We start from the raw sequence: 19,685 nt of genomic DNA, 5'->3' as shown, positions 1-19,685 counted from the left end.
GGGGGGCGGGCCGGCTTCCTGCGCGGTGCTACCGGAGGGGCGGGATGACGGCGGTGCCTCCGTCAAGGTCGACACCGGTGCGGGGCGGGGCGCCGGCGTGGTCGTCGTCCCGCAGGACGAGCCGGGCTTGGCGCTGCTCGATCTGCACGCGTTTGTTGGCGTTGAGGAAGGCGTGGAACTCCTCGGTCGCGGTGGCACCGAGGCCGAGTTCGCCGGATCGGGACCGGGCCGAGAGCCGTCGGGACAGCCAGGCGGGATGGCCCGAGCGTGCGACGACGTGCCGGGCGGAGGCGAGCGTGAAGGGCACGATCACCAGCGCCGCCATGAGGAGCAGACCCGCCGTCATCACCATGTCAGCCCCAACGTGCTGTGGTGGCAGGTCAGTTCCGGCGTCGGGGGAGTGCGTGTGCACCGGAAGTCGGGCGGGCCGACTTCCGGTGCGGCGGGGGTCAGACGTCGATCTTCTCGAAGGTGAAGGCGGTGGAGCCTTCGAGGACGGGGATGACCTCGATCCTGCTCTGCTTGTTGGGTTCGAGGACGGTCCACGAGGAGCCCTGGGGGGACTTGATCTGATAGGTGTCCGGGGCGCCGTCGACGGGGATCAACTCCCACTCGGGGGCGTCGCCCTGGTCGAGGAGGAGGGAGACCAGCGGGCCGGCGGGCTTGAGGTCCTCCACGGCGGTCGGGGCGCCCTTGGCGTAGAGCCGGTAGTGGTTGTTGGGGTAGGCCTCGACGACCCAGACCGCGTCCTGGTCGTCGGTGTGGGCGAAGACGGCTTTGGGGGAGAGGTCCAGGGCTTCGTGACGGGCTCGGCCGATCTTGGCGTCGCCGTTCTGGATGGTGTAGAGGCCGGACTCCAGCTGTGCCATGGCTGTCATTCCTTCGCGGTGCGGGCGAGGTGCACGACAGTTGTACGTGGTCGGAGGAAGGCGGGGGAGGGGCCGCAGCGTGTCATCACCTGAACGAGCTACGCCCCCTCGCCCGGGGCGGGCGAGGGGGCGTGGGGGCGTGGAGTGTCAGGCGTGGTGGTCGAATTCGCCGGCCTTGACGCCGTGGAGGAGGGTGGCGAGGGCGGCGGGGGTGGTGTGGATGGTGAGGTGGCCCTCGTCGGACTCGCGGAGTTCGACTGCCCTGCCCGCGGTGCGGACCTCCACACAGCTCTCGGAGGATCCACTGAAGGAGGACTTCTGCCAGTCGGTATCGGTCATCGTGGGCCTTCTCATATGTCTCGTGCGATCTTGTGGATCAAGTCGCGGGAATCACTCTCATTCAGAGCGAGCGATTCGGTCCGGTCGAAGATGGATCGATAGCTGGTGAGCTCGCTGATCGCATCAAGGTGTTCGGAATCATGGGAAGACTCCCGCTCGACTGTGTCGAGCTCCGAGACCGCGCCGAACGCATAGGTGAGGTTCTCGACAGGGCCGGGGAAGGTCTCGATGTCGAACGGCACAACACGGATGGTCATCCAGGGCAGCTCGGAGTCTTCGAGAAGGGAAGAGAGCTGTTCCTTGAGGATCTGTGTTCCGCCGAAGCGAGTCAGCAGGACCGACTCGTAGATGAACGCCGTCAGCGGCTTCGGGTTGCGGCGGAGGTCGGCCTTGCGCTGCATCCTGAAAGCCGTTCGGATCTCCAACTCGTGGCGTGGGAGTGGAGGAAAGATTCGCCCGAACGCCGCCGAGGCGTAGCTGAGTGTCTGGCACGGTCCGGGCATGTGGGTGAGGACCCACAACATAAGCCCGTGGGAGGTTCGTTCAAGCTCCGCATTTTCAAGGATGCCCTCGGGGACGCTGCCGCGGTACTCCTCCCACCAGCCCTTGGAACGGTCCAGGACCATGGATTCCAGGGCGTCGATCAAGGGCTCGTTCATGCACTTGCAGGCGGCGGCGAAGGAGCGGAGCCGCTCCGGGCTGACGCCGACCTTCGCTGCCTCTATCTGGCTGACCTGCGTCCGGTCGATGCCGAGGGCTCTGCTCAGGGTCAAGGTCGACAGTCCGGCTGCCTCGCGCATCTTCCGAAGCTCGGCCCCGACGCGGCGTTGACGAAGCGTCGGGTTGACTCGTGGCGGCATTGGTCCCTTCCTTGCCGAAGTGCCCCAAGTCTGCCGCGCTGCTGCGCTCGGGGTCCACTTGAGGATGAATCTATCCGGATCCGGGATCACACATGATTCCAGAGGGGTATCGTCAGTGCTACGTCGATCCGATGGATCGTCAGCTCTGGCTGTTGTCACGCCACTTCTTCGCATCCCCGGAGAACTTCCATGCGTCTCGTCAACACCCCCACCATCGCCGTCGCCCGTCAGACCCTCTGCACCACCATGACCCGCGTCGGCTGGGCCCCCGCCACGATCTCCGACGCGCAGCTCGCGCTCTGTGAGCTGCTTGTCAACGCGTGGCGCCACACCGACACCCCCGCCCCGCTGGTCGAGATCATCTCCGTCAACGACTCGCTCCGCGTCTCCGTCACGGACGAGAGCCCGGTCCTGCCCTCCGCCCCTCCGCTCTCGCTGCTCGCCGAGTCGGGGCGCGGCCTCCAGCTGGTCGAGGCGCTCACCCACCGCTGGGGCGTCGACCCCCACGAGCGTGCCAAATCGGTCTGGTTCGAGCTGCTGAAGGACGCCGGCTGATGATCTACCGCCCCGGCCGCCACCCGATGCTGCCGACCGACCCCCGGATCCGGTACTACACCGAGGATCACATTCGCACCCTCCTGGACGAAGTCCGGGAGCGGGGGCGCGAGTTCGGCCTCATCTTCCCCTCGATCGACACCGACAGGACCATGGACGGCCGCGTCCTCGTCCGCTTCAACACCGCGCCGGCGTCGACCCTCCTCAACCTCCTCACCCTCCTCCTCGACGCCGAACGCAGGACCCCGTGCGATACCTGATCGGGACGGCCCTCGCCGCCCTCCTCGCCCTCGCGGTCTCCACGGTCGCCCTGGGCGTCGTCACCGCCCTCCGCGCCGCCCCGCCGCCCGACGAGGACACCTGACCCACCACCCGCCGGCCCCCGCCGCCCACGCGCCGGGGGCTCCGGCACGATGGACCCCATGCACACCGACCACTACGCACCGACGACCACTCTCCCCGGCCTGCTCCAGCGCGGCCGGGGCCAGGGCGCGCTGATCGCCGCCGAGGACCGGGCGTCGGTCGCCGACCTGGTGTACGGCTGCATCCGCTGGGAGTGGCGGTGGGACTCGCTGGTCGACGACCGGCACCTCTACCTCGCCCGGCTGATCCGGGACCTGGACCTTCCGCTCGCGCCGGTGGTGGAGTTCCTGTCCGGCGACGAGGACACCCGGTACCGGGCCACCCGCGTTCTGGAACTGCTCGCGCTCGCCGGCTCGGAGGAAGCCCGCGAGGCGCTGCCGGAATCCGCTCCGGAGGAGGACGGGCCGACCACGCGCCACCCCGTGGAGGACCCGTACCCCGACCGCGACAGCGCGAGCCTGCTCGCCCTGCTGCGCGATCCGGCAGCCCCCGAAGGCGCCAAGGCGACCGCTCTCCACGCGCTGTCGCTCCGTCCGCCGGAGCCCGCGCTGATCCCGCTGGTACCCCGGCTCGGCGCCGCCGACGGCACCCGGCAGGTGCCGTACCTGGGGCGGGCGGTCGCACGACTCGCCGGGCAGGCCGTGCCGGCGGCCCGGCAGTGGGCGGCCTCGGAGCAGGACTGGCTCTCCTGGCTGGGCCTCGGAGTGCTGGCCGCCCACGGCGACGAGAGCGACGTGCCGGCCCTCGTCGCCGAGCTGGAGCGGCACTGGGTGGACCGCACCTGGTGCGGCCCCGACACCCTCGCGCGCGGCCTGGCGCGCTTCGGATCGAAGGCCGCCGACGCCGTCTCCCTGCTGCGCCGCTTCTGGCTCTCGACCCCGCACTCGTACGAGCGTCCCGTCTACCTGGAGGCGCTGGCGGCGATGGGAGCCGCCGGCACGGCCGAGGCGTACACCGAGTCGCTGTGGGACTGCGAGGTGCGTGCCCGGCTCCTCGGGGTCGGGCACGCACCCGACCGGCCCGAGGTGAGGACCCGCCTGGCGTACCTCCGCGACGATCCGATGGAGGCGCCGGAGGTCCGCGAAGCCGCCGGAGCCCGACTCGCCGGGCCGACCAGGGGAGCCGCGAACGGCGCGGGGGAAGCCGTTCGGAGGGGGCTAGAGTAGACGGGTGAACGTGTGAGTGATGGTCCGGGCCCCGCGAGGCGCTCCGGACCACATCCATTTCCGGGGGTACCCCCTGTGACCCGCACGTTCGCCGGCCCACCAGCCCAGCACCAGAGCCCCCGGAGGCCCCGCCTTGAGCGACCAGCCGTTCGCGCATCTGCACGTCCACACCGAGTACTCGATGCTGGACGGTGCCGCCCGGCTGAAGCAGATGTTCAAGGAGGTCGAGCGGCTCGGCCAGACCCATGTCGCCATGACCGACCACGGCAACATGTACGGCGCCGCCGAGTTCCACCGGCAGGCCACGGACGCGGGCATCACCCCCGTCATCGGCATCGAGGCGTACGTCGCCCCGGAGTCCCGCTCCAACACCAAGCGCATCCTGTGGGGCCAGCCGCACCAGAAGCGCGACGACGTCTCCGCGTCCGGCGCCTACACCCACAAGACCATCTGGGCCCGGAACAAGGAGGGCCTGCACAACCTCTTCAAGCTGACCTCGCGCTCCTACTCCGAGGGCTGGCTGGTGAAGTGGCCCCGGATGGACAAGGAGCTGATCTCCGACCTGTCCGGCGGCCTGATGGCCACCACCGGCTGCCCCTCCGGCGAGGTGCAGACCCGCCTGCGGCTCGGCCAGTTCGACGAGGCGGTGAAGTCGGCCGCCGACTACCAGGACATCTTCGGCAGGGAGAACTACTTCCTGGAGCTGATGGACCACGGCCTCGACATCGAGAAGCGGGTCCGCGACGGGCTGCTGGAGATCAGCAAGAAGCTGAACATCCCCCCGGTGGTCACCAACGACTCGCACTACACCACCGAGGCCGACGCCGGCGCGCACGACCTGCTGCTCTGCGTCCAGACCGGCAAGAACCTCTCCGACCCGGACCGCTTCCGCTTCGACGGCACCGGCTACTACATCAAGTCCGCCGCCGAGATGTACGCGCTGGACTCCTCGGACGCCTGGCAGGAGGGCTGCCGCAACAGCCAGCTGCTCGTCGCCTCCCGGGTCGACACCGAGGGCATGTTCAAGTTCAAGAACCTGATGCCCCGCTTCCCCATCCCGGAGGGCTTCGAGTCCGAGGCGGACTTCTTCAAGTCCAAGGTCTGGGAGGGCATGGACTGGCGCTTCCCGGACGGGTACGACGAGGAGCACAAGAAGCTCGCCGAGTACGAGATGGACACCATCATCCAGATGGGGTTCCCGGCGTACTTCCTCGTGGTCGCCGACTTCATCATGTGGGCCAAGAGCCAGGGCATCGCGGTGGGCCCCGGCCGTGGTTCGGCGGCCGGTTCGCTGGTCGCGTACGCGATGGGCATCACCGACCTCGACCCCATCCCGCACGGCCTGATCTTCGAGCGCTTCCTGAACCCCGAGCGCATCTCCATGCCCGATGTCGACATCGACTTCGACGAGCGCCGGCGCGGCGACGTGATCCGCTACGTGACGGACAAGTGGGGATCCGACAAGGTCGCCATGATCGTCACGTACGGCACCATCAAGGCGAAGGCCGCCATCAAGGACTCCTCCCGGGTCCTCGGCTACCCGTACGCGATGGGCGACCGGATCACCAAGGCGATGCCGCCGGACGTCATGGGCAAGGGCATCCCGCTCTCCGGCATCACGGACAGCAGCCACCCCCGCTACGGCGAGGCCGGCGAGATCCGCGGCCTGTACGAGAGCGACCCGGACGTCAAGAAGGTCATCGACACCGCGCGCGGCATCGAGGGCCTGATCCGCCAGCCCGGTGTGCACGCCGCCGGCGTCATCATGTCCGCCGAGCCGCTCACCGACCACATCCCGGTCTGGACCCGGCACACCGACGGCGTCACCATCACGCAGTTCGACTACCCCACCTGTGAAGGCCTCGGCCTCCTCAAGATGGACTTCCTCGGCCTGCGCAACCTGACGATCATGGACGACGCCGTCAAGGCGATCGAGCGGAACAAGGGCGAGAAGATCGAGCTGCTCAAGCTGCCGCTCGACGACAAGCCCACCTACGAACTGCTCGCCCGCGGCGACACGCTCGGCGTCTTCCAGCTCGACGGCGGCCCCATGCGCTCGCTGCTGCGCCTGATGAAGCCCGACAACTTCGAAGACATCTCCGCCGTGCTGGCGCTGTACCGCCCGGGCCCGATGGGCGTCAACTCCCACACCAACTACGCGCTGCGCAAGAACGGCCAGCAGGACATCACCCCGATCCACCCGGAGCTGGAGAAGCCCCTGGAGGAGGTGCTCCGGCCGACGTACGGCCTGATCGTCTACCAGGAGCAGGTGCAGAAGGCCGCGCAGATCCTGGCCGGCTACTCGCTCGGCCAGGCGGACCTGCTGCGCCGCGCCATGGGCAAGAAGAAGAAGGAGATCCTGGAGGCGGAGTTCGTCCCCTTCCAGAAGGGCTGCCGCGAGCGCGGCTACTCCGACGCGGCCATCCAGGCCGTGTGGGACGTCCTCGTCCCCTTCTCCGGCTACGCGTTCAACAAGGCGCACACCGCGGGCTACGGGCTGGTCTCGTACTGGACGGCGTACCTCAAGGCCAACTACCCGGCCGAGTACATGTCGGGCCTGCTCACCTCCGTCAAGGACGACAAGGACAAGTCCGCGGTCTACCTCAACGAGTGCCGCAAGATGGGCATCCAGGTGCTGCCGCCGGACGTCAACGAGTCGGACTCGGACTTCACCCCGCACGGTGACACCCTGGTCCGCTTCGGCCTCACCGCGATCCGCAACGTCGGCGGCCCGGTGGTCGAGTCCATGATCCGCACCCGGAAGGCCAAGGGGAAGTTCGCGTCGTTCCCCGACTTCCTGGACAAGGTGGAGTCGGTGGTCTGCAACAAGCGGACCGTCGAATCGCTGATCAAGGCCGGCGCCTTCGACTCGCTCGGACACACCCGCAAGGGCCTGAGCGCGCAGTTCGAGCCGATGATCGACAACGTGGTCGGCGTGAAGCGCAAGGAGGCCGAGGGGCAGTTCGACCTGTTCGGCGGCGACGCCACCGCCGACGAGCCGAGCTTCGGACTGGACGTCGTCTTCTCCGAGGAGGAGTGGGAGAAGTCCTTCCTGCTCACCCAGGAGCGGGAGATGCTCGGCCTGTACGTCTCCTCGCACCCGCTGCACGGCATCGAGCACGTGCTCGCCGACAAGGCGGACTGCGCGGTGGCGGACCTCGCGGAGCGGCCGGACGGGACGATCGTCACCATCGGCGGCATCATCTCGGGCCTCCAGCGGAAGATGACCAAGCAGGGCAACGCCTGGGCGATCGCGACCGTCGAGGACCTGGCGGGCTCGATCGACTGCATGTTCTTCCCGGCCAGCTACCAGCTGGTGTCCTCGCAACTGGTCGAGGACGCCGTCGTGTTCGTGCGCGGCAAGCTGGACAAGCGGGAGGACGTGCCGCGGCTGATGGGCATGGAGCTGTCCGCCCCCGACCTGTCGAACGCGCACGCCGACGCGCCGATCATCATCAACATCCCGAGCGGGAAGGTCACCCCGCCGCTGGTGGCCAGGCTCGGCGAGGTGCTGGGGAGCCACCGGGGCACCACCGAGGTGCGGGTGCGGCTGGAGAGCCGCAACAAGACCACCGTGCTGCGGCTGGACCGGCACCGGGTGAAGTCGGACCCGGCGCTGTTCGGGGACCTGAAGCAGCTGCTCGGGCCGAGCTGCCTGGTGGTCTAGCCGTACCCGTCACGAAGGGCTAGGGGCCGGGCGCCCCGGGCCCTTCGCGTACGCGAGGTCCTCAGGCCCCGCTGCCCAGCCCCGGCGGCACCGCCGTGTGCAGCGCCGAGACGAAGGCGGAGATGGCCGGGTGGGAGCCCGCGCCGGCGCGGAAGGCGGCGCGGGTGCGGCGGTACATCGGCAGGCGGGTGAGGACGACGCCCGGCCGGGACCCGGCGGTGCCCAGGTGGGGGACCAGGGCGACGCCCTGGCCGGCCGCGACCAGCGCCAGCACGGTGGTGAAGTCGTCGATCTGGTGCCGGACGCGGGGGGCGAACCCGGCCGCCTCGCAGGCGCGGACGGCCATGGTGTGGCAGAGCGTGCCGCGCGGGGACATGATCCACGGCGCGCCGCGCTGCTCGGCGACGGTGCCGGGGGCGCGGGCGGCCAGGTACATGGGCTCGGTGAAGACCGGACGGGTCACCGCGAGGCCCGGCTCAGGGTCGGCCGGGACGAGGTCGTACTCGTGCACCAGCGCCACGTCCAGCTCGCCCGCCCGCAGCGCGGCGCCGACGGCCGCCGGATCCACCTCGGTGACCATCGGCTCCAGCCCCGGGTGCCAGGAGGCCAGTTCGGCGAGCACCGCGGGGATGATCGCCCGGGCCGCCGAGGGGTAGGTGCCGATCCGCAGCGGACCGGCCAACCCCCGCTTGGCGTGGGCGAGTTCGGAATCCGCCTGCTCCAGCAGGGCGAGCACCGCCTCGGCGTGCCTGACCAGGCCAAGACCGGCCGGGGTGAGGGCGACCCGCCGGCCGGTGCGCTCCAGCAGTGGGACGCCCGCCTCCTTCTCCAGGACGGACAGCTGCTGGGACACCGCCGAGGGGCTGAAGGACAGCGCCTCGGCGACGGCCGCGATGGTGCCGAGGTGGGCGAGTTCGCGCAACAGGCGCAGGCGTCGGACGTCCAGCATCAGGCCACCCTAGGCCCTGGCGCGGGACATTCCCTGCCGAGCATCGGCTCAGCTTACGAGAAGCGTCGGACATGTGAACTGGACCTGAGTGATCGCCGGGCCGCAGGATCGTGGGCATGGAACTCACGGGCATCCACGTCCCCCTGATCACCCCCTTCGCCGCCGACGGATCCGTCGCCCTCGACGCGCTGGAGAAGCTCGCGCACGAGGTCCTGGACGCCGGGGCGGCCGGACTGGTCGCGCTCGGCACCACCGGCGAGCCCGCCGCGCTGACCGCCGAGGAGCGCGACGCGGTGGTGGACGTCGCCGCGGCCGCCTGTGCCGCGCGCGGGGCGCAGCTGACCGTCGGTGCCTCCGGCGGCGACACCCGGGCCGTCGGCGAGGCGCTGGCCGCGCTCGGCGCGCGGGTGCCGCGGGCGGCGGCGCTGGTCACCACGCCGTCCTTCGTCCGGGCCGGGGAGGCCGGGACGGTCGCGCACTTCCGGGCGCTCGCCGCGAGCAGCCCGCTGCCGCTGGTCGTCTACCACATCCCGTACCGCACCGGGCAGCAGCTCTCCACCGCGGCGCTGCGCGAACTCGCCGCGATCGAGGGCGTGGTGGGCGTGAAGTACGCGACCGGAGGGCTGGACCAGACGGCCGCCGAGCTGCTCGCCGACGCCCCCGAGGGGTTCGCCTTCCTCACCGGTGAGGACGCCTTCCTCTCGCCGATGATGGCGCTCGGCGCGGCCGGCGGCATCCTCGCCTCGGCGCACCTGGCGACCGCCCGGTTCGTCGAACTGGTCGAGGCCTGGCAGGCCGGGGACGTGGCGCGGGCGCGGGCGCTCGGGCACCGGCTGACCGGGCTGGCGCTGTCCGCGTTCACCGCCCCCAACCCGACGGTGACCAAGGGGGTGCTGCACGCCCAGGGCCGCATCCCGACCCCGGACGTCCGGCTGCCGCTGCTGCCGGCCGGGGAGGCGGAGGTCCGCGCCGCGCTGGCGCTGGCGAGTGGTCTGGACCAGTAGTCGCGCTCTCACACCGTGGAACACCAGGCCGCCCGACCCGCGTGACAAGGCATGATGGGCGGAGTGCGGCTGTGAACAGCACCATTCAGAGGAGTAGTCGGAGATGAAGATCGGCATTGTCGGTGCCACCGGCCAGGTCGGCGGTGTGGTCCGCGAGATCCTGGCAGAGCGCGACGTCCCGGTGGAGCAGCTGCGGCTGTTCGCCTCGGCCCGCTCGGCCGGGCGCACGCTGCCCTGGCAGGGCACCGAGGTCACCGTCGAGGACGCGGCCACGGCCGACTACACGGGCCTGGACATCGTGATCTTCTCCGCCGGCGGCTCCACCTCCAAGGCCCTGGCCCCCAAGGCCGCCGCGGCCGGTGCCGTCGTGATCGACAACTCCTCCGCCTGGCGCCGCGACCCCGAGGTCCCGCTGGTCGTCTCCGAGGTCAACCCCGGGGCCATCGCGGACCGCCCCAAGGGCATCATCGCCAACCCCAACTGCACCACCATGGCCGCCATGCCCGTGCTGCGCCCGCTGCACGAGGAGGCCGGCCTGGCCGCGCTCGTCGTCTCCACCTACCAGGCGGTGTCCGGCAGCGGGGTGGCCGGCGTCGCCGAGCTCCAGGACCAGGCAGCCAAGGTCGTGGACGGCGCCGCCGCGCTCGCCCACGACGGCGGTGCCGTCGAGTTCCCCGAGCCCAAGGTCTACCAGCGGCCGATCGCCTTCAACGTGGTGCCGCTGGCCGGCTCCGTCGTGGACGACGGCTCCAACGAGACCGACGAGGAGCAGAAGCTCCGCCACGAGAGCCGCAAGATCCTCGGCATCCCGGAGCTCAAGGTCGCCGGCACCTGCGTGCGCGTCCCGGTCTTCTCCGGCCACTCGCTCCAGATCAACGCCCGCTTCGAGCGTCCGATCAGCCCCGAGCGCGCCGTCGAGCTGCTCGCTGCCGCCCCCGGTGTCGAGCTGTCCGACATCCCCACCCCGCTCCAGGCGGCCGGCCGGGACCCGAGCTACGTCGGGCGCATCCGGGTGGACGAGACCGTGGAGAACGGTCTGTCGCTGTTCATCTCGAACGACAACCTGCGCAAGGGCGCCGCGCTGAACGCCGTCCAGCTGGCCGAGCTGGTCGCCGCCGAGCTGAAGGGCTGACGCGCCAGGACGGAAGGGCCGGACCCGGGGAGCGCAAGGCCCCCGGGACGGCGACCGGCGTCCACCGGTCGGAACACCGCTGCGTGACCTGGGGCGGGCCTCGTCGTTGTACGGGGCCCGCCCCCGCTTCCGTTCGCTCCGCGCCGGGGCGGCTGTTGCGGTACCGGGACAACACGCGAGGTTCGGCGGGCGAACCGCGGGTAAAAGGTGACCCACCGATCGGACGACGGGGGCCCCTCACCTCGGCACGCCCGGACGGCGGGCGGACCGCCCGTTCCCGAAACGATCCACCCGACTGATCCGAGGGCGAGCGAGAAGAGGTGCGCGATGGACCGCTGTGTCGTCCTGGTGGACGCCGGATACCTGCTGGGCGCCGCCGCCAGCCTGCTCGCGGGAGATCCATCCCGGTCCAAGGTCACCGTGAACCACACGGCCCTGATCACCGCACTGCGCGAGCGCGCCGAGGCGGAGACCGGGCTGCCGCTCCTGCGGATCTACTGGTTCGACGCCGCGCCCGACCGGCGCCCGATGCCCGAGCACCGGCGGCTGCGGGTCCTGCCCAGGGTCACCGTACGGCTCGGCGCGCTCACCCGGGCCGAGGGGCGCTGGGTGCAGAAGGGCGTGGACGCCGCGATGCACGCCGAACTCTCCGAACTCGCCCGCAACCGGGCCTGCGCCGACGTCGTGCTGATCACCGGGGACGGGGACCTGCTGCCCGGCATGATGACCGCCAAGGAACACGGGGTGGCCGTCCACCTGTGGGCCCTCCAGGCCGCCGACGGCGACTTCAACCAGTCCGAGGACCTGGTCGGCGAGGCGGACGAGCGGCGGGTGCTGGACCGGGAGTGGATCGAGGGGTCCTTCTCGCTGCGGGAGCACTCCAGCGTGTTCCCGGCGCCGGGGGCCAGGCAGGAGATCGCCAAGATCCTCGCCGCCCCGCCCGCCGCGGCACCGCCGGTGGTCACCCCGGCCGCCGCCGCCCCGGCGAGCGCGGCCCCCGCCGACGGAGGGCCGCAGCCGGCCGCGCTCAAGGTCGTACCGACACCGAAGGACCTCGCCGGGCGGGCCTCCTCGGTCACCCCGATCACCCCGGTGGCGAACGGCGCCGTCGGCCCCGGCACCAACGGACACGGCGCGAACGGCTCCAACGGCGCCAACGGGCACGGGGCGCTCGCGCAGGCCGGTCCTGTGCTGCGCTGGTCCTCCGACCGCGGCTGGGTGGACCGGCCGGCCCCCGAGCCCGCCGTCACCGCCGGCGACAGCCTGCCCACGCTCGCCCAGCTCACCACCGCCGAACAGCGCTGGGCCGACCGCGAGGAGGACATCACCTCCATCGGCGGCGACGCCCACGAGGTCGGGCAGGTCTTCGCCCGCCGCTGGAGCGATCGCGTCGGCGACGCCGAGAGACTCACCACGCTCTGGCCCGACTACCCGCGCATCCCGCACCGGGTGGACGGCGAACTGCTGCGTTACGCGGCCCGCTTCGGGCTGCTGGCGCACAAGGACGACCAGATCGACGAGCACGACCGCTACGCCATCAGGGCCGGCTTCTGGAAGGAACTGGCGGCACGGGTGCCGGGCGGGTCGATGGTCGTCGACGACTGACGGGCTCCGGACACCGCGGGAGGAACGGCCCGGGCGCCGGGACGGGCCCCGTTGTCCGGTTCGCCCGTATGAACGCGTAGAGTCTTCGGTCGTGAACGAGACGGCCGGGCGAGCACCCGAGGAACCCCAGCCGTGCGTCGCCGTGCGCGACCTGGTAAGGACCTACCGCAGCGGGCGCGGCGCGGCCGCCGGCGAGATCCGGGCCAACGACGGGATCAGCCTCACCGTCCGGCCGGGCGAGGTCTTCGGGCTGCTCGGGCCGAACGGAGCGGGGAAGTCGACGCTGGTGCGCCAGCTCACCGGGCTGCTGCGCCCCGACTCCGGATCCGTCGAACTCTTCGGCCACGACATCGTGCGGCACCCGGAGCGGGCCGCCCGGTTGCTCGGCTACCTCGGGCAGGAATCCACCGCGCTGGACGAGCTGACGGTGGCGCTCGCCGCCGAGACCACCGGCCGGCTGCGCGGACTCACCCGGGCGCGGGCCAGGAGCGTCGCCGCCGACGTGCTGACCGAACTCGGGCTGGAGCCGCTCGCCGCCCGGCCGCTCGCCAAGCTGTCCGGCGGGCAGCGGCGGCTCGCCTGCTTCGCGGCCACCCTGGTGGGGGACCGGCCGCTGCTCGTCCTGGACGAGCCGACCACCGGCATGGACCCGGTCGCCCGGCGCGCGGTGTGGGCCGCCGTGGACCGGCGCCGCGCCGAGCAGGAGACCACGGTGCTGCTGGTCACCCACAACGTGATCGAGGCGGAGACGGTGCTCGACCGGGTCGCCGTGGTGGACGAGGGCCGGGTGATCGCCTGCGACACGCCCGGCGGGCTCAAGGCGTTGGTGGACGGTGACGTCCGGCTCGACCTGGTCTGGCGGGACGAGGCGCCGGTCGGCGTGCCCGCCGTCGCCGCGCTGCGCGAGCGGGCCGAGTGCGCCGGGCGCCGCTGGACCGTCCGCACCACCCCCGAGCAGGCCCGCGAACTGGTCGCCGCCGTCACCACGGGACCGGCCTTCGCCGCGCTCGACGACTTCACCCTCGCCACCCCGAGCCTTGAGGACGCCTACCTCAAGCTGGGCGGCCGCCACGGAGGACTGGCCAAGTGACGCTGCTCTCGGTACCGCCGGAGACCCGCCGGTCCACGGCCGCCCCCGCTCCGCTCGCCCCCGCGGCCGGGCTGCTGCCCGGGCTCGCGGCCGTGTACCGGGCGCAGCTCGCCCGGGCGCGGGTGGCGCGCATCCCGCTGCTGTTCGTGGCCACCTTCCAGTCGCTGGGCATCCTGGTGATGATGCGGGGCGTCGTGGAGGCCGGGCAGTCCTCGGGGGCGCGGTCGGTGGTCGCGGGGGCGAGCGTGCTGGTGGTGGCGTTCGTCGCGCTGAACCTGCTCGCCCAGTACTTCGGGAAGCTGCGGGCCACCGGGGGCCTCGACCACTACGCGACGCTGCCGGTGCCGGCCGCCTCGGTGGTGCTGGGGACGGCCGCGGCGTACGCCTCGTTCACCCTGCCGGGGACGCTCGTCACGGCGGCGACCGGGGCGGTGCTGTTCGGGCTGCCGCTCGGGCAGCTCTGGGTGCTGCTGGCGGTCGTGCCGCTGGCCGGGGCGGCGCTGTCCGGGCTGGGGGCGGCCTGCGGGCTGCTCGCGCCGCGGCAGGAGATCGCGACGATGCTCGGGCAGCTCGGCATGTCGGCCGCACTGCTGCTGGGCGTGCTGCCGACCGACCACCTGCCGCAGCCGGTGCTGTGGCTGCGCGCCCTGCTGCCGTCCACGTACGGGGTGGAGGCCTTCGCGCGGACGTTCACGCCGGACCCGGACTGGGTGGGGGTGCTCGTGGACCTCGCGGTCTGCGCGGGCGTGGGCGTGGTGTCGCTGGCCGTGGCCACCTGGGCGTACCGGCGGGCGGTCTCCCGCTAGGACGCTTCGCGGCAGGGCCCCTCGCGGCAGGTCCTTCGTGGCAGGACGATCCGGGGCGGGCCGTTTCTCGGGGGAGGGGGCCGGGGGCGGGCCGCCGACTGGGTGGGCCGTCCGCGTGGCCGTCGTGAAACGATGGGCCCGTGACCGCACCGAACACACCTCCGGATCCCGCCGACGCCGATGCGCGGGCGGTGCCGGAGGACGCAGCGCCCGACCCGTTCGCGCCGCCGCCGGGGGCCACCGCCCTCAAGGACGGCGCGCCCCCGCTGGGGCGGCGGCTGCTGCCGGAGGTACGGGTCGGGGCGGGTGTCGTCGTGGCCTGCCTGGTGGCCGGCGTGGTGTTCGCCGGGCTGTGGGCCTGGCTGGCGCCGAAGGTGCCGCTGGTGGTGGACGGGGACCGGATCCTCTACGCGGACCCCGAGGGGGAGCAGCGGGCCGGCGCCGACGCGGTGTTCGTGCTCATCGGCCTGGGCGCCGGGATCGTGACCGCGCTCGGGGCCTTCCTGGTGACCCGGCGGCGCGGGGGCGGCATCGCGGTCGCGCTCGGGCTGACCGTCGGCGGGCTGCTCGGATCGATCGGGGCCTGGCGGATCGGGCGGTGGCTCGGGCCCGGCAACGACCTGATCGGCGAGGCCCGGCGGGTCGGCGACGGCGGGCACTTCGACGCGAGCATCGACCTGGGGGCGCTGGGCGCGCTGCTGGTCTGGCCGATGGCGGCGATGGTGGTGCTGCTCCTGCTCTCGGCGGCGTTCGGGAAGCGGGAGGAGGACCCGCCGCCGTACTGGGGGGTTCCGGCGGGGGTGCCCGCGGCGCAGGCGCCGACCGGGCCGTGGGCCGCTCCGGAGACCGGGCCGTCCGGGCCGCCCGGGCCGACCGGACCGCAGGACGGTACGGGGAGCGATGCGCAGCGCGGCACGGAGAGCGGCACGCAGCGCTGACCGCGCCGTGGGCCCTGGCCGGCGGGCCGGGCGCGGGGGTTCCTCAGCGGGCGATCGGGGCGGTGCGGGCCTTGGTCAGGGTGACCAGGTCGGCCGGGGCGAGTTCGACTTCGAGGCCCCGGCGGCCCGCCGAGACGTAGACCGTCGGGTGACCGAGCACGCTGGCGTCGACGACGGTGCGCAGCGGGCGGCGCTGGCCCAGCGGTGAGATGCCGCCGAGCACGTAGCCGCTGCTGCGCTCGGCGGCGGCCGGGTCGGCCATGACGGCGCGCTTGCCGCCGACGGCGGCGGCCAGGGCCTTGAGGTCGAGCCGGCAGGCGACCGGGACCACGCCGACGGTGAGGGTGCCGTCCACGTCGGCGACGAGGGTCTTGAAGACCCGGTCGGGGGCGATGCCGAGGACCTCGGCGGCCTCACCGCCGTAGGAGGCGGCGGCCGGGTCGTGGTCGTAGGAGTGCACGGTGAACGGGACGGCGGCGGCTTCCAGGGCGACGGTGGCGGGCGTGCCCTGGCCGCCCTTCCTGGTCTTCTTGGCCATGCGGGAGTCCTCGGTTTCCTCGGGGCCCCGGTCAGTTGGGGCTGAAGCGCTGGCGGGTGAGGTCGGTGGCGGGCAGCGAGGGCAGCCAGGTCAGGACGGCGGTCTCGCGGCGCAGCAGGTCGAGTTCGGTGCGCAGCCGCTGGGCGGTGTCCGGGCAGGCGAGCAGCTGCTGCTTGACCGGGGTCTCGAACACCGAGGCGGCGGCGACCAGGTACGAGAGCACCTGCGGGTCGTCCGGGAGGTCCTGGCGGCCGACGGTGCTGGCCTCGCGGGCGCCGGCCAGGCGCTTCTGGTAGACCCGGAACGCCCGCTCCACCTCCGAGGCCAGCGCGCCGGAGCCCTCCCCGGGGCGTTCCTCGATCTGCTCGACCTCCCCCGTCAGGTACGGCCCCGAGACGTCCGCCGAGCACAGCCGGAACCGGGTGGTGCCGGTGACCAACAGCTCGTAGCGGCCGTCCGGCTGGTGCTGGACGGAGGCGACGTCGGCGACGCAGCCGATGTGGAAGACCGCCTCCAGCGGGTCCCCGGTGACGGTGCCGAGGCCGTCCAGCGGACCGGCCGGGCCGTCCTCCGGCCTGACCGGAGCGACCTCCCTGCCGTCCTTGATCGCGAGCACGCCGAACCGCCGGGGGGCGTCCTCGGGCTGCTCCAGCAGATCGGCGACGAGACGGCGGTAGCGCTCCTCGAAGACGTTCAGGGGCAGCACCAGGCCCGGGTAGAGCACGGTGTTCAGGGGGAAGAGCGGCAGCCGTTCTGTCACGGCGGACAGCGTAGTTCCCCGGACCGGGCCCTTGTCGCACGGATAACGGCCTCAGCCCCGCTGGAGCATCCTGGTGGCGCCGGCGACGACGGTGGAGGCGAGCAGCCAGCCGACGACGACCAGCCCGGCGGAGATCCACTGGGCGAGGCCGCCGGGGTTCCAGCCGCCCTGGCCGAGGTCCACGATCGGCAGCAGCTGGTTGAGGGTGTACAGCACCGGGTTCCAGTGCGGGCGCTCGTCGGCCTTGAGCGGCTCCAGCGGGTGGGTGGCGAACCAGAGGCTGCCGAGGAACCAGGCGAGCAGCAGCCACAGGCCCGCCCGGCCCGGGCGGTAGCCGTAGCCGACGGTGGCGTCCTGGACGGCGCCCCAGACCCGGGCCGGCAGTGGCAGGGTGCGGCGGCGCCGGCGCTGCTTGGCGTAGAGCACCTCGCGGGCGTCGTCGTCGGCGCCGTCGCGGCGCAGGGCGGCGGCGAGCTGCTCGTAGGACTCGGGCTGGAAGTCCACCGAGGAGCCCTCCAGCCAGGCGATCCGCTGCCGGACGGTGAAGGGCGTGATCGGGCGCAGGTTCTCGTAGACGAAGCCGGTGAGCCGCAGGTGCCTGCCGAGCGGCCAGGCCTGCGGGTCGTCGACCAGGTTGCCGATCCGGGCGCGGGAGAGCGAGACGGTGCCGGTGGGGCGGAACTTGCAGGAGAAGCGCAGCTCGGGGGTGTGGATGCGGCTCAGCGCCAGTTCGTCGTCACCCTCCAGGTGGAACTCCCCGGAGATCAGGCAGGCGCCCTCGAAGCGGGAGTCGGACAGCCGCACCCGGCCGAAGGCGCGGAACGGGGTGACGGGGCCGTCGGGCGGCGGGTACTCGCCGTAGCCGGAGCCGTAGTAGCCACGGGAGCCGACCCAGCCGAGGTCGGCCGAGCCGGTCAGGTAGAGGGTGTGGCCGACGCTGATCCGGACGGCGTTGAGGCAGATGCGGTTCTTCCGCGGGATGGCGCGCAGCTGGGCGCCGCGCAGCGAGAGGCGGCCGCCTATCCGGGCCGTGCGGATGCTCAACTCGCCTGTGGTCTCCAGGCGTTCGGCCTCGAAGTCCTGGTTGACGGCGATCCCGTCGGCGGACAGGGCGCGGGCGTGGCGGTCGCCGCCGATGACGGTCTGGTTGAGCAGCAGGTCGGTGCCGATCCTGGCGTCGGTGAGCCGGATGCCGCCGGGGACGCGGCAGCGGGCCAGGTGGAGGTCGCCGGTGGTGGAGAGCCGGGAGGCCTCCAGCCGGGGGATCAGGCAGCGCACGAAGCGCAGCGTGGGGGCCGCGGCCTCGGAGACGAGGATCTTCTGCTCGAAGCGGCAGTCGTGCACCTCGACGTAGCGGTCGATGGTGGCGCCGGCCAGCTTGAGCGCGCCGGTCACCAGCACGCCGCTGAGCCGCAGCGAGGCGACCTTGCCGGGGGCGGGCGCCGGGCCGGCCAGCAGCAGATGGGCCAGCACCTCGGCGCGGACGGTGCGGTCGGGGCCCCAGACGGCGTCGCCGAAGGGGTCGTCGGTGTCCGCCTCGCCGGTTCGCAGATCCAGGATCTCGCCCTGGCGGTAGGCCTCCCAGAGCCTTCGCTCGACCCCGTTCCAGCCCTCCGGAGCGCGCTCCGCCATGGTTCCCCCGTCCCCCCGGTCGTCTCGCCCTTCGTATCACGGACTGAAATGCGGGACCAGCGGTTCCGGCCACTCCTTACACTGGGTGGCGTGATCTCTCGAATCGACCTCCGCGGCTCGCTGGACGACCCGCGTGACCTGCTGCCCCGTGCCGAGTTCGACGTTGCCGACGCCCTGGAGAAGGTGCGGCCGATCGCCGAGGACGTACGCCATCGCGGGGTCGCGGCGCTGATCGAGATCACCGAGCGCTTCGACGGCGTCCGGCTGGAGTCGACCCGGGTCCCGGCCGAGCAGCTGACCGCCGCCCTGGAGACGCTGGACCCGAAGGTGCGGGACGCCCTGGAGGAGTCGATCCGCCGGGCCCGCGTCGTGCACGGGGACCAGCGCCGCACCGGGCACACCACCCAGGTGGTGCCGGGCGGCACGGTCACCCAGCGCTGGGTGCCGGTCGAGCGGGTCGGCCTCTACGTGCCCGGCGGGCTGGCGGTCTACCCGTCCTCCGTCGTGATGAACGTGGTGCCGGCCCAGGAGGCGGGCGTCAGGGGCATCGCGGTCACCTCGCCGCCGCAGAAGGAGTTCGATGGCCGGGTCCACCCGGCCATCCTGGCGGCCTGCGCGCTGCTCGGCGTGGACGAGGTCTACGCCGTCGGCGGCGCCCAGGCGGTCGCGATGTTCGCCCTCGGCACCGAGGAGTGCGCGCCGGTCAACATGGTCACCGGCCCGGGCAACATCTACGTGGCCGCCGCCAAGCGCTACTTCGCCGGCCGGATCGGCATCGACTCCGAGGCCGGCCCGACCGAGATCGCCGTCCTCGCCGACGACAGCGCGCTGCCGTCCGACGTCGCCGCCGACCTGATCAGCCAGGCCGAGCACGGCCCGACCTCGGGCTCGGTGCTGGTCACCGACTCCCCGGCGCTGGCCGACGCGGTCGAGGCCGAGCTGGCCGTGCAGGTCGCCAGGACCAAGCACGGCGAGCGGGTGGCCGAGGCGCTGGGCGGCCGGCAGTCCGGCATCATCCTGGTCGACGACCTGGAGCAGGGCCTCGCCGTGGTCAACGCGTACGCGGCCGAGCACCTGGAGATCCAGACCCGCGACGCCCACGCGGTGGCGGCCCGGGTCGTCAACGCCGGCGCGATCTTCATCGGCCGCTGGACCCCGGTCTCGCTGGGCGACTACGCGGCCGGCTCCAACCACGTGCTGCCGACCGGCGGCTGCGCCTGCCACTCCTCCGGGCTGTCGGTGCAGACGTTCCTGCGCAGCGTCCAGGTCGTCGAGTACGACCGGGACGCGCTGGCGGACGTCGCCGCGCACGTGGTCACCCTGGCCAACGCCGAGGACCTGCCGGGGCACGGGGACGCGATCAAGGCACGCTTCGACTGGACGGTTCCCGGCTCGTGACTCGTGAGGCTTCT

The 19,685-nt window shown here is 72.5% G+C and carries 19 protein-coding genes; 11 read left to right on the top strand and 8 right to left on the bottom strand.

Features of this window, described 5'->3' with window-relative positions; translation table 11 throughout:
- Positions 1-28: 28 nt before the first annotated feature.
- The 4 genes from ACZ7C5_RS24350 to ACZ7C5_RS24335 form a co-directional block, all read right to left on the bottom strand.
- Positions 29-352 carry a DUF6191 domain-containing protein gene (locus ACZ7C5_RS24350; protein WP_470323463.1) on the bottom strand — a complete coding sequence of 108 codons (324 nt, stop codon included), beginning with the start codon at positions 350-352 and terminating at the stop codon, positions 29-31.
- Positions 353-449: 97 nt separating this feature from the next.
- Entirely contained in the window at positions 450-869 is a 420-nt protein-coding gene (locus ACZ7C5_RS24345; protein WP_401079022.1) for an I66 family serine proteinase inhibitor, read from the bottom strand.
- A gap of 147 nt (positions 870-1,016) precedes the next feature.
- The gene (locus ACZ7C5_RS24340) at positions 1,017-1,208 is read right to left on the bottom strand and encodes a DUF397 domain-containing protein (protein ID WP_470323462.1); all 192 of its coding nucleotides are present in this window, start codon (positions 1,206-1,208) and stop codon (positions 1,017-1,019) included.
- 11 nt (positions 1,209-1,219) lie between these two features.
- The gene (locus ACZ7C5_RS24335) at positions 1,220-2,068 is read right to left on the bottom strand and encodes a helix-turn-helix domain-containing protein (RefSeq protein ID WP_470323461.1); all 849 of its coding nucleotides are present in this window, start codon (positions 2,066-2,068) and stop codon (positions 1,220-1,222) included.
- 189 nt (positions 2,069-2,257) lie between these two features.
- On the opposite strand from ACZ7C5_RS24335, the gene ACZ7C5_RS24330 reads away from it, so the two are divergent.
- The 4 genes from ACZ7C5_RS24330 (at position 2,258) to dnaE (ending at position 7,819) form a co-directional block, all read left to right on the top strand.
- On the top strand, positions 2,258-2,623 hold the full coding sequence (locus ACZ7C5_RS24330) for an ATP-binding protein (protein WP_401079031.1): 366 nt from the start codon (positions 2,258-2,260) through the stop codon (positions 2,621-2,623).
- Positions 2,623-2,883, top strand: a complete 261-nt coding sequence (locus ACZ7C5_RS24325; protein ID WP_470323460.1) for a hypothetical protein — start codon at positions 2,623-2,625, stop codon at positions 2,881-2,883. Before ACZ7C5_RS24330 ends, ACZ7C5_RS24325 begins: the two co-directional genes overlap by 1 nt.
- A 162-nt stretch (positions 2,884-3,045) precedes the next feature.
- Positions 3,046-4,152, top strand: coding sequence for a hypothetical protein (locus tag ACZ7C5_RS24320; protein ID WP_470323459.1), 1,107 nt, complete (start codon positions 3,046-3,048; stop codon positions 4,150-4,152).
- A gap of 133 nt (positions 4,153-4,285) precedes the next feature.
- Positions 4,286-7,819, top strand: coding sequence for a DNA polymerase III subunit alpha (gene dnaE / locus ACZ7C5_RS24315; RefSeq protein ID WP_401079043.1), 3,534 nt, complete (start codon positions 4,286-4,288; stop codon positions 7,817-7,819).
- Positions 7,820-7,880: 61 nt separating this feature from the next.
- Here the strand turns inward: dnaE and ACZ7C5_RS24310 are convergent, their stop codons facing one another.
- Complete coding sequence (locus ACZ7C5_RS24310) at positions 7,881-8,768, bottom strand: LysR family transcriptional regulator (protein WP_401079046.1); 888 nt, start codon at positions 8,766-8,768, stop codon at positions 7,881-7,883.
- A gap of 116 nt (positions 8,769-8,884) precedes the next feature.
- Between ACZ7C5_RS24310 and ACZ7C5_RS24305 the strand changes: the two genes are divergently transcribed.
- The 6 genes from ACZ7C5_RS24305 (at position 8,885) to ACZ7C5_RS24280 (ending at position 15,343) form a co-directional block, all read left to right on the top strand.
- Positions 8,885-9,772, top strand: coding sequence for a dihydrodipicolinate synthase family protein (locus ACZ7C5_RS24305; protein ID WP_401079049.1), 888 nt, complete (start codon positions 8,885-8,887; stop codon positions 9,770-9,772).
- 103 nt (positions 9,773-9,875) lie between these two features.
- Complete coding sequence (locus ACZ7C5_RS24300) at positions 9,876-10,904, top strand: aspartate-semialdehyde dehydrogenase (RefSeq protein ID WP_401079052.1); 1,029 nt, start codon at positions 9,876-9,878, stop codon at positions 10,902-10,904.
- A gap of 327 nt (positions 10,905-11,231) precedes the next feature.
- Positions 11,232-12,509 (top strand): NYN domain-containing protein, encoded by a 1,278-nt coding sequence (locus tag ACZ7C5_RS24295; protein WP_470323458.1) that lies wholly within the window; start codon positions 11,232-11,234, stop codon positions 12,507-12,509.
- Positions 12,510-12,600: 91 nt separating this feature from the next.
- Positions 12,601-13,599, top strand: coding sequence for an ABC transporter ATP-binding protein (locus tag ACZ7C5_RS24290; protein ID WP_401079058.1), 999 nt, complete (start codon positions 12,601-12,603; stop codon positions 13,597-13,599).
- Entirely contained in the window at positions 13,596-14,405 is an 810-nt protein-coding gene (locus tag ACZ7C5_RS24285) for an ABC transporter permease (RefSeq protein ID WP_188298714.1), read from the top strand. The genes ACZ7C5_RS24290 and ACZ7C5_RS24285 overlap by 4 nt, the downstream gene beginning before the upstream one ends.
- Before the next feature lie 140 nt (positions 14,406-14,545).
- Positions 14,546-15,343: a hypothetical protein gene (locus ACZ7C5_RS24280; protein WP_470323457.1), complete on the top strand. Its 798-nt coding sequence runs from the start codon at positions 14,546-14,548 to the stop codon at positions 15,341-15,343.
- Between the two features lie 43 nt (positions 15,344-15,386).
- Here ACZ7C5_RS24280 and ybaK read toward each other — a convergent pair whose 3' ends face one another.
- From ybaK to ACZ7C5_RS24265, 3 genes are read right to left on the bottom strand one after another with little or no spacing between them, the layout of a single operon-like run.
- Complete coding sequence (ybaK, locus tag ACZ7C5_RS24275) at positions 15,387-15,881, bottom strand: Cys-tRNA(Pro) deacylase (protein ID WP_188298713.1); 495 nt, start codon at positions 15,879-15,881, stop codon at positions 15,387-15,389.
- 31 nt (positions 15,882-15,912) lie between these two features.
- Positions 15,913-16,641, bottom strand: a complete 729-nt coding sequence (locus tag ACZ7C5_RS24270) for an LON peptidase substrate-binding domain-containing protein (protein WP_317620267.1) — start codon at positions 16,639-16,641, stop codon at positions 15,913-15,915.
- Positions 16,642-16,692: 51 nt separating this feature from the next.
- Complete coding sequence (locus tag ACZ7C5_RS24265) at positions 16,693-18,273, bottom strand: oxidoreductase (RefSeq protein ID WP_470323456.1); 1,581 nt, start codon at positions 18,271-18,273, stop codon at positions 16,693-16,695.
- Between the two features lie 90 nt (positions 18,274-18,363).
- On the opposite strand from ACZ7C5_RS24265, the gene hisD reads away from it, so the two are divergent.
- Positions 18,364-19,671: a histidinol dehydrogenase gene (gene hisD, locus ACZ7C5_RS24260; protein WP_470323455.1), complete on the top strand. Its 1,308-nt coding sequence runs from the start codon at positions 18,364-18,366 to the stop codon at positions 19,669-19,671.
- Positions 19,672-19,685 lie beyond the last annotated feature (14 nt).

The organism is Kitasatospora sp. NPDC036993 (assembly GCF_055607525.1).
Note: the sequence above shows the minus strand (reverse complement) of the source record. Positions and strands in the feature narration are given on the sequence as shown.